Here is a 10,842-nt window from a genome sequence, read left to right as displayed (position 1 = left end):
ACAAGCCCAATCCGCCGACAAGCTTCCACGGGGTATCCCACTCATTGGCGGCCGCCATACCGGGAGTCTGACCCGGGTTGACCCACCACTTGGCCTCAAAAACCTGGCCGTTGTAATTGACCTGGCTGCCGCCCGGATAGGATTTGTTGATGTCGTATGCCTCGGCCGCCCACAGGTGGCCGCTCAGCATCATGCCGGCAAGCAGAAGGGTGATGCGGTTTTTTTTCATTATTCTTGCTCTCTATGGTTTTGTGGCAAAAGGCAGAGCCCGCCTGAACAGGCTCCGCCATCTTCATCATGGACTCAACCTAGGGGCAGCTTGCCGCCCCGACATCCAGCCAGACGCCGTGCTTGCCAGGCTCATTGCCTTGAGTCCACCACTTGGCCTTCCACTGACGGCCGTTGTGGTTGGTGAGATCCCCGCCGTTGTAGGCAACGGCTGCGTTCCAGCCCAGATCAACCTGACTCATCAGCGCCCACTGATCGGCGGCGCGGCTCGGCTCATTACCCTGAGTCCAGTACTTGGCACGCCATACCAGCTGGTTATGGCTCACCTTGTCACCGCCGTTATAGACCTTGCTGGCCTGCCATGCGGGAACGTTGGCCGCTTCCGGATCTGTGGTGTTGCAAGAGCCGTCGACCACGGGGGCCAGCGTCAGCACGACGCGCCCTTCGCTCTGATGTACCCCGTCCGAGACGCTCACACTCAGCTCATGCTGCTCGCTGGTGGTGACAACCGGCAGTAACAGACGCAGGTTGGCACTGGTCTCGCCCTCCGCCTGCCAGCCCGCGGGGAAGTGCCAACGGTAGCTGAGCGCATCGCCCTCGGGATCGCTCGCCTCGGCAGTGATGGTCAGCCACTCACCGCCGATGCCGCCAAGCTGCGCCGGCACGGTCACCACCGGAGGCTGGTTCTCAACCACGCCCTGCTCCAGCGGCCGCCCGTTGACGGTAAAGGAGAGCGCCTGCTGCGGTGGCAGCAAGCTCTGCTGTACCAGTGTCTGACCACGGCACTGGATGGTGGCGCGGCCGGGCTCGCTGGCGGTAGGCAGGTTGATGTGGAACTTGTTCATGACGCTACTGGCCGCTCTGTGATTGGCCAGCCTGAAGCGCTGCAGACCATCGCGGGTCTCCACCTGCAACTGGCAGTCATTGCCGGACAGGGTGCTGCTGTCATCCGGGTAGGTGAAGCCATAGGCGCCGTGCAGTGCCGGATAGATGTAGCTGCGCAGGGCTCCTTGCGGATCGTAATAGCCCACCAAAGTGGTCACCGGCACGCCGAACTGCTCGGGCTTGCGCGCAACCTTGGTATCGATGGGGGAGACCTCCACCCAGCTCTGGCCATCCGAGGTGAAGCTCTTCTTGAAGCCCCGGTTCACCACAATTTCCTTGCCGTTGATAAAGAGGCGACTGTTGTAACCGGCCCCGTGATCGATGGTCAGACTGCGCCCACGGTTGTCCGCAGAGGCAATCGGTACCCGGATATCACGGGTCCAGCGACCATCCCACATGGCGACCCTGACCAAGTCGTAATCCGCCAGCAGGGCACTCAGTCCTGCCTCGCTCAGGGCATCCATGGGGGCATCGACCTTCTCGATCCCCTCGATTGTGTGCTGATAGGACTCCATCCTGGCCGTCGCACTGTTCCACTTGCTAAAGCCGGTGGCCGAGTTGGCATCGAACACCGCCTTGCTCTCCAGAAAACGCTGGATGATGGCGGCCGAATTGGGGGTATAGAGGGTGAAACGGTTGGCGCCGGAGAGAGGGCGGCCGCCCGCCATCGCATCGTGGCCAAACTTGCGGCCATCGAACGGTGGCTGGCACTGGCCATCCAGACAGGCATCCTCATTGGTGCGGGTCGGCGAGAAGTTGGGGATGAAACGGTGTTTGTCACTGTCCCAGCCCCAGCTGGAGTTGAGCTGATCGGCACTGCGGTGAACCGAGCCGCGGAAACCATCCACATAGTGGCCAAGGCCGAAGTTGTGGCCCACCTCGTGGCTGAACTCGTTGCCCAGCGAATCATCCAGCGTGACGATGCCACCGCCACCGGAACCACCGTGCACCTGAACTCCATTGGCATACTTGCCGCGACTGTTGTGCGCCGTCAGCTGGGCCACCACAAAGGGATGGCTTCCCTCCCCTTCACCGGCACTACTGTTGATGCCGTAATTGGCATTGTCGATACCGTGGGAGATAAGCTCCTTGCCGATGCGCTGGCGCATGGTGCCGCCATGCCACCCCCCCTCGCTCGGGTCAAAATCAGTCAGCAATGTGCCGTTGGGCAGCATCACCTCAGGCAGGGAGAGCGGTGCATACTGACTGACAATCAACCGGCTGGCCGGAATGGTCTGGAAGTATTCGCGATGGGCCTCCTTGTCATTGGCAAAGGCAAAGCGATCCCGCGGCGTGGTGAGCATGCCGATGTCGATGGTGTGCAGCAGCAGCTCGCCGGGGGCGCCGACCTTGATGTCACGCAGTTCACCACTGAGATTGCCCTGCCGAACGGAGAGGTTCAGTCCGGGCTGGATCCACTCGGCAGGCAGCTCGCCGCTCCAGGTATCCGCTGCATAGGTGATGCGGTTGTTCTCCAGCTCCCCCTCGCGGAACCACTGCCCATTGGCAAACTTGAACTGCAGGGTCTGGCCACGGGAGACGGTCACCTGTCGCTCGCCATAGAAGGCCGTCGAGTTATAACCGGCGCTGGAGCGGATCCGCACCATCTTCCCCTCCAGCTCCGGGCTCACGGGCAGGTAGATATCCCGAACCCAGCGGCCGTCGGCGGTCTGGATCTCCACCAGCGCGCGCCCGGTCAGCCGATCCTTGAGGAAGGCGCCGCTCTTGTCGCTCAGTTTGGCCAGATCAGCACTGCTGCTGATGACGGCAGTGGTGCCGCTCTCAGGGATGAAACTCACTCCCCCTTCTGGAGCCCCCGCGAGGTGGTAGACCGTCTCTGGCAGCGCCGATGGCGGCGACAAGGTCAGGGTGCCAAGCAGTGTGCCGCTGCCGTCACGGGCCTCCACCGTCATCGGGGTCACCCCGTCGGCCTGGAGCGGTTTCACCAGCAGCAGGCTCTTGCGCAGGCTGGTCAGGATGGGTTGGCGATCCCCCTCCTTGGGATGGGAAGGCAGGATCTGGCTCTGGGCAAACTGCACGCTGGCAGCCAGGCTACCCGCCAGATCGCTTTGCGGTGTCGTGTCATTGAATATCAGGGGCGAGGTGGTGGCAGACAGGGGGCCAGCCGCCAGGGTTGCCATGATGAGGGCAGCGATTCGGGTCACATTTGTGGTCATTGTCGGGTTCTCGTTCATATTGCTACCGGGAATGAGGGGCATGTCGCCATGCCCCGTCATCGGTGAGGAGGCCTCAGTTACAGCTTGCTGCCCCGATATCCAGCCAGACATCGTGCTTGCCCGGCTCATTGCCTTGAGTCCACCACTTGGCCTTCCACTGACGGCCGTTGTGGTTGGTGAGATCCCCGCCGTTGTAGGCAACGGCAGCGTTCCAACCCAGATCAACCTGACTCACCAGCGCCCACTGATCGGCGGCGCGGCTCGGCTCATTACCCTGAGTCCAGTACTTGGCCTGCCATACCAGCTGGTTATGGCTCACCTTGTCACCGCCGTTGTAGACCTTGCTGGCCTGCCATGCGGGAACGTTGGCCGCTTCCGGATCTGTGGTGCTGCAAGAGCCACCCTCACCACCTTCGTTGACTGGCGTGACGGTGAGACGGGTGGCCGCGTTGGCATCGAGTGCGCCATCGGAGACGGTCACGGAGAGGTCATAAGCGGTTTCGGTATCCACCGCCGGGCCGGTGACCACCAGGGTGGCGCTGCTCTGGCCGGTCGCCGTGATACCGGCAGGCACTTGCCATTGATAGATCAGCTCGTCGCCATTGGGGTCGGATGCCTTGGCGGTGATGGTAACTTGCTTGCCCTCTTCCACCTTGACGCTGGCGGGCAATGTGACCACTGGCGGCAGGTTGGGCTGCGGCGCCTTGTTGGTCACCACCACCTGATCCCTGGCGGTCAGTTGATGGTCATCGGTCACCGTCAGCTCGAATACCAGGGCGGTATCGGCACTGACGGCATTCACATCGACCCGCACCTTGGCCTGCGTGGTATCACCCAGCACGGCTTGCGGACCGGAAACCTGCTTCCAGCTGTAGGTAAGGGAGCCTTTTTCCGGATCGTGGGAGGCTGAGCCATCCAGCAGCAGGGTAGCCGGGCCGGTCACCGCCACATCGCTGCCCGCATTAGCAACCGGCGGCTTGTTGGCGGGCGGAGTGACCCCTTCGCCGTGACCGAGACCTTCATGCATGGCGTTAAGGATGTCACCGTTGTCGGCATCGATCTCCCAGGAGAAGAGCCCGCCCAGCTTGTTGGCCAGCACGTATTGGCCTTTCGCCTTGACCGAGCGCTCGTCGTCATAGGTGATCAGCTCGCCGGTGGAGGGCTTGAACAGGGTGGCCGCTTCGGCAGTCTCGTCGTAGTTGTACTCCCAGCCTGCGCCCATATGGCTGTTGACGATGTGGCGATAATCCAGCACGCCATATTCCCAGGTGCCCTTGATCTTGCCGGTGGCGGTGCCGGTGAAGGGATCGTTGCCCTGATATCCGCTCACCCCTTTCCAGCCGCGACCGTAGGCGGCGGCACCGATCACCAGCTTCCCGGAGTCGACCCCTTGCGCCAGCAGTTGCTGTACCGCTGCATCAGTGTTGTAGCGCTTGTTGGCCGAGCCGTTGATGGCCTGATAGAGGTTGGCCTGATGACCCAGGGAGGTGTTGCTCCAGGCACCGTTGTAGTCGTAGCTCATCACGAAGAGGTGGTCCATGTACTGCTGGGCAGCCTTGTAATCCACATCCTCAATCTTGTCGTAACCGGCCCCGATGGCGGAGGTGAGCTGATAGGTGCGACCGGTCTCGGCCTCCAGCTCGTCGAGCATGGCGCGCAGATCCTTCATGATCAGCACATAGGTTTCCCCATCTTTGGTCTTGTCCCCCAGATTGGGGTTGGCACCGTCGCCGCCCGGGAACTCATAGTCGATGTCGACACCGTCGAAGAACTTCCAGGTCTGCAGGAACTCTTTGACCGAGGCGACGAACACGTCACGCTTGGCCTTGTCATGCATGAAGAAGAAGGGGTCGGAAAGGGTCCAGCCACCGACGGAGGGGAGGATCTTCAGGTCCGGATAAGCCTGCTTGAGAGCCATCAGATTGCCGAAGTTGCCCTTGTAGGGCTCATCCCAGGCGACCAGTGACCCCTGCCCTTTTTGCAGCGCAGCCCAAGGATCGTGAATGGCGACCTGGAAATCCTTGCGCCCGGCACAGGCACGTTGCAGCGCCTGGAAGCTGCCGGCAATCTCTTTGAGGCTGTCGTTGAGGCCAGCACCGCCACAGATCGGGGTGAAGCCATAGAGGATATGGGTCAGGTTCTGGGCCGGCAGCTTGTCCACGGTGAAGTTGCGATCATAGACCCCCCACTCCACATAGTAGGTACCGACCACCTTGCCGGACTTGTTGACATAGGGTTTGTTATTCTCCTGCAGGGCAGGCTTGAGCGGCGCAAGGTGGCTGCCATCGGTATCGGCGACCACGATCTCCTTGGCATCAGACAGGGTGCAGCCATCGCCGTTGCATAGCGCGACCTGCATCTGATAGCGGCCCCCCTTGTGCACCTTGAAGGTGGCGGTACCCGCAGCGGAAGAGGGACCGGACCACACCTCCTTGCCATCCAGCAGCACCTTGGCACTCTGGCCGATATCGCCGTTCCAGAGATTCCAGGTGACGGTCACATCGGCGCCATCCTTCACCTTGACCAGCTCGTTATAAGCGGTCGCGGACTGGCTGATTTCGACGATGGCAAACTTGGTGGGGCCCCAACCGATAGCGGGTTTGCCGGGAGCTGCCGCATAAGCGGCGGAGGAGGCGAGCAGGGTGCCGACCATCATGGCCAGCAGTGCGGGTTTTGGACTTAGCATATTGCTTTCCTTTTCGTTATTGGAAAAACGAAAGGGCAACGCAACACGACAGGTGACACAAAAACGGCCACCCCTTGGCAAAGGCAGCCTGCATTCTACTGTGGTGGCCCCGCTATCCTAGGTCGTCTTGACCCTTAGACCGGAAGCTTTGCGTCCCGACTTTTCAATCGGTTTGCCCTTGTCACAACGTTATTTCTGGCGATAAATAATCGCCGATTGACTGTAGGGTAATTCTGATAAGTAAGCAAATCGGACCATTGCCAGCCCACCGGTTACCAACCCCGACAATTACCCACTTTCAAGAAATTAATGTTTAAAAAACAACCGGATATGCAGACCTAATCTCATCACCTCCAACCAGATACCTCACACCATTTTTTTGATCTGCATCACACCAAATTGAGAAAAATCAATGAGTAAGAACAATATGCGACAAAAGACCCATCTGTATCGCAACTAATGAATTTATAATCGCCGCTTTGCATGGCCAGCAGGTGTCTTCATGCCCAGCGAACTGCCCTCACGCACCCGGTTATCCAGATACGACAAATTTGTTCGTTTGACGATTTATGCCTTGCCACTTGCCGGGATGATCTGGCTTATCAACAGCCTCAATGGCTGGCAAAGGGCGCCGCTTGCCAGCACCTTGCTAGTCCAGAGCTACCTTATCTGCACCTTCTGGCTCTATCGCCACTACCGCTACCATCTGCACCGCCAGTGGCAGCATCTGAGTGAGGCGCTCAAGATCAACGAAACCACCGCCGAACTGGCCCGCAACTCGGCGCAATACCAGACCGAAGAGGCCTTTCTGGAGGATCTGCTCAGACGAGCCGTGATGTTGATCCCGGGAGCCGAGATGGGCTGCCTGATCAAGCTGCTGCCGGGCACAGGCATGTTGAGGTATGAAGCCGCCATCGGCATGGATCTGGTGAAACTGCGGCGGATCAATCTGCCGCTGGAGCACGCCTTTCAGTACAAGCTGACTCAGGGGCGCTGCAACAAAACACTGCTGATCAACGACCTGTCGAAGATAAATGCCACCATGCCCCTGTCCGAACAGGACAGAGAGCTGCTGGTCAACTGCACCGACCTGCCCATCCAGGCCACGCTGGCGACCCCGATCCATATCGATGGTCAGCTCTACGGCATGATCAATATGGACAGCAGCAAACGTAATGCCTTTACCCGCTACGACAGCCACCTGATGGCGATCCTGGCGCGGGATATTCGCCACGCCATCACCATCTATCAGCAGTCCCGCCGCATCTATCAGCTGGCCAATACCGACCAGCTGACCGGGCTCGCCAATCGCCAGCAATTCGAACTCGCTCTGCAAGCACAGCCGGAAGGCATCCTGCTGCTGATCGACATGGATAATCTCAAGCAGCTCAATGACAGCTGTGGCCATTTGGCCGGTGATCAGGCCCTGCGCCTTATCGCTGCAGGGATACGCCAGCACTTTGGTCAGGGGGGGATTGCCGCCCGCTTCGGCGGGGATGAGTTTGTGCTGCTCACCACTCTGACACCGACCGAGCTGCAACAGACGATGGCCAGGCTGACGGCCATGCTGGCCAGCGCCTCCCCCACTATCTCGTGCAGCATGGGGATGGCCCCCTATCGCGGCGACTTTGCCGCTGCGTTTGCCAGAGCCGATGCCGACATGTATCAACACCAGCGGCACCACAAAGAACAGCGTGCGGCACAGATACCAGCTATCGGGGAGAGCATTAATCACTAGGCAGGAGTGAGCACTTTGCAGGGACACGAGAGAAGCTGGGGGAAACCGGTTGGCAGACCCGCCAGAATGTGGCGAAGCAGGGAGGAAAAACGGGGCATGACTGGCATGCCCCGCCACCATTCAATGCTTATTTACAGCTGGCGGCTCCCACATCCTGCCAGACGTCGTGTTTGCCAGGCTCATTGCCCTTGGTCCAGTACTGCGCCTTCCACTGACGGCCGTTATGGGTGGTGAGCTCGCCACCGTTGTAGGCCACATTGGCATCCCAACCCAGTTGCACCTTGCTCACCAGCAGCCACTGATCCGCGGTGCGGCTCGGCTCGTTGCCCTGGGTCCAGTACTTGGCCTGCCACACCAGCTGGTTGTGGCTCACCTTGTCGCCGCTGTTATAGGTGCTTGCCACTTTCCAGACCGGCCAGTTGGCCGCATCCGGATCGGTCGCCGTGCAACCACCGCCGCCGCTGGCCGGTTTGACCGTCAGATGGATTGCCGCACTGGCATCCAGCCCACCGTCGGAGACAGTGATGCTCAGGTCATAGCCGGTGTCGCTGGTGACGCTCGGGCCGGTGACCACCAGAGTCGCGCTGTTCTGACCCGTTGCGGTGATGCCTGCCGGCACACTCCACTGATAAGTCAACGGATCACCGTTCGGATCGGAGGCGGTCGCCTTGATGGTCACCTGCTTGCCCGCCTCCACAGAGGCCGTAGCAGGTAGACTCACCACAGGCGCCAGATTGGCCTGCGGCGCCTTGTTGGTGACAACAACCTGATCCTTGGCACTCAACTGCTGGTCATCGGTCACGGTCAGCTCGAACACCAGATTGATGTCGGCGGACACGGCATCGAGTACAACACGGGCCTTGGCCTGAGTGGCATCAAGCAGGGCAGCCTGCGGGCTGGAGATCTGCTTCCAGCTGTAGCTGAGCGCGCTGTTTTCCGGATCGTGGGAGGCCGACCCATCCAGCGTCACCTCGGTCGGGCCGGTCACCTTGAGGTCACTGCCCGCGTTGGCCAGCGGCGGCTTGTTGGCCGGTGGCGTGACGCCACTGCCGTGACCCAACCCCTCGTGCATGGCGTTGAGGATGTCGCCGTTGTCGGCATCGATCTCCCAGGAGAAGAGGCCACCGAGCTTGTTGGCCAGCACATACTGCCCCTTGGCCTTGACCGAGCGCTCGTTGTCATAGGTGATGAGGTCGCCTGTCGCAGCCTTGAACAGATAGGGCGCCTCGGCCACTTCGTCATAGCCCTTCTCCCAGCCCGCCCCCATCCGGTTGTTGACGATGTCGCGGTAATCCACCACCCCGTCCTCCCAGGTGCCTTTCACCTTGCCGGTCGCCTTGCCGGTGAAGGGGTTGTTGCCCTGATATCCGCTTACCCCGGTCCAGCCACGGCCATACATGGCGGCCCCGACCACCAGCTTGCCCGGTTCAACCCCCTGCGCCAGCAGCTGATTCACCGCCTTGTCGGTGGTGTACTTGGTAGCGGGATCCCAGCTCGCCGGATAGAGGTTGGTCTGGTGGCCCAGTTCGGTGTTGCTCCAGGCACCGTTGTAGTCGTAAGTCATCATGAAGATGTGGTCCATGTAGGGCTGGGCCGCCTTGTAGTCCACATCCTGGATCTTGTCGCCCCCCGCCCCGATGGCCGAGGTGAGCTCATACTGGCGACCGGTCTCGGCCTCCAGCTCGTCGAGCATGGCCCGCAGCTCCTTCATCAGGGCCACATAGGTGGCACCATCGCTCGGGCTACCCAGTTTCGGGTTGGCACCCTGTCCGCCCGGATACTCCCAGTCGATATCCACACCGTCGAAGAACTTCCAGGTCTGCAGGAACTCTTTCACCGAACCGACAAACACGTCACGCTTGGTTTTGTCACCGAGGAAGTAGAAGGGGTCGGAGAGGGTCCAACCGCCGACCGAGGGGAGGATCTTGAGGTTCGGATAGGCCTGCTTGAGCGCCATCAGGGCGCCAAAGTTGCCCTTGTAGGGCTCGTCATGGGCAGTGAGGTTGCCTTGCGGCATTTGGATGGCGGCCCAGGGATCGTGCATCGCCACCTTGAAGTCGGCGCGACCGGCACACGCCCGCTGCAGCGCCTGGAAGCTCCCTTCGATCTCCTTGAGGCTGTCGTTGAGGCCATCCCCGCCGCAGATGGGGGTGAAGCCATAGAGGATATGGGTCAGGTTCTGGGCCGGGATCTTGTCCACCGTAAACTTGCGGCCATAGACTCCCCACTCCACATAGTAAGTCCCCACCACCTTGCCGGACTTGTTGGCGTAGGGCTTGTTGTTCTCCTGCAGCGGCGCCTTGAGTGGCGCCAGATGACTGCCGTCGGTATCGGCAACCACGATCTCCTTGGCATCAGAGAGGGTACAGCCATCGGCGTTGCACAGCGCCACCTGCATCTGGTAGCGCCCCCCTTTCTTCACCTTGAATTTGGCGCTGCCCGCCGCGGCCGAGGGGCCGGACCACACCTCCTGACCATTGAGCAGCACCTTGGCACTCTGGCCCAGATCGCCGCTCCAGAGGTTCCAGTTCACCTCCACATCGGCGGCATCCTTTACCTTGACCAGATTGTTGTAGGCAGTAGCCGCCTGATCGACTTCAACGATGGAAAACTTGGTGGGGCCCCATCCGATGGTCGGCTTGCCGGGCGCCGCAGCATAAGCGGACGAGGCGCAGCACAGACCGACCGCAAGGGCCAGCATGGTAGGCTTTGGACTTAGCATTTTTTATATTTCCCTATTTCGTTATGTTGGCAACGAAAAGGGCTACGCCCTGACAGGTAACGCAGACGGCAGTGCGGCCTCTTGGCAAAGGTGCACAACAACCTGTGGTGGCCCCGCTATCTCAAGTACGGCTCATCCCTGGACCGGAAGCTTTGCGTCCCGACCTTGCGATCGGTTTGCCCTTCGGTTACTTCATTTGCGATGCAAAAAATCGCATCCCGACTATAGAGTGAGCCAATCCGGTCTGCCACTGTCGGCGTTGAACGACAGTGGCAAGCCAATACTGTAACTGGCGGCGATTGCGCTGGAAGATGAAGAGATCTTCGCCAATAAATCTCTGTTTTCGGCATTCATCCATGACCACGGGCCACAGGATCATTGCGCGGTTTTGTGAGCCGGTTCACGG

General features: G+C 60.5%; 5 protein-coding genes and 2 riboswitches. Of the genes, 1 reads left to right on the top strand and 4 read right to left on the bottom strand.

The genetic code is table 11. The features are described from left to right. The 3 genes from AB5Z05_RS18935 to AB5Z05_RS18925 all read right to left on the bottom strand — a co-directional run. A partial coding sequence (locus tag AB5Z05_RS18935) for a carbohydrate-binding protein (protein WP_368152754.1) occupies window positions 1–229 on the bottom strand: 229 nt, incomplete at its 3' end. 79 nt (window positions 230–308) lie between these two features. Next, window positions 309–3,290: a M66 family metalloprotease gene (locus AB5Z05_RS18930; RefSeq protein WP_368152752.1), complete on the bottom strand. Its 2,982-nt coding sequence runs from the start codon at window positions 3,288–3,290 to the stop codon at window positions 309–311. Window positions 3,291–3,363: 73 nt separating this feature from the next. Continuing rightward, entirely contained in the window at window positions 3,364–5,976 is a 2,613-nt protein-coding gene (locus tag AB5Z05_RS18925; RefSeq protein WP_368152750.1) for a glycosyl hydrolase family 18 protein, read from the bottom strand. Window positions 5,977–6,075: 99 nt separating this feature from the next. After that, window positions 6,076–6,163: riboswitch (cyclic di-GMP riboswitch) on the bottom strand. A 315-nt stretch (window positions 6,164–6,478) separates the two neighbouring features. On the opposite strand from AB5Z05_RS18925, the gene AB5Z05_RS18920 reads away from it, so the two are divergent. Then, on the top strand, window positions 6,479–7,714 hold the full coding sequence (locus tag AB5Z05_RS18920; RefSeq protein WP_368152748.1) for a diguanylate cyclase: 1,236 nt from the start codon (window positions 6,479–6,481) through the stop codon (window positions 7,712–7,714). Window positions 7,715–7,841: 127 nt separating this feature from the next. Here the strand turns inward: AB5Z05_RS18920 and AB5Z05_RS18915 are convergent, their stop codons facing one another. Continuing rightward, window positions 7,842–10,436: a glycosyl hydrolase family 18 protein gene (locus AB5Z05_RS18915; protein WP_368152746.1), complete on the bottom strand. Its 2,595-nt coding sequence runs from the start codon at window positions 10,434–10,436 to the stop codon at window positions 7,842–7,844. 103 nt (window positions 10,437–10,539) lie between these two features. Then, window positions 10,540–10,627, bottom strand: a riboswitch (cyclic di-GMP riboswitch). Between the last annotated feature and the right edge of the window lie 215 nt (window positions 10,628–10,842).

Origin of the sequence: Aeromonas sp. R2-4 (assembly GCF_040908365.1) — a bacterium.
Taxonomy (GTDB): domain Bacteria; phylum Pseudomonadota; class Gammaproteobacteria; order Enterobacterales; family Aeromonadaceae; genus Aeromonas; species Aeromonas veronii.
Note: the sequence above shows the minus strand (reverse complement) of the source record. Positions and strands in the feature narration are given on the sequence as shown.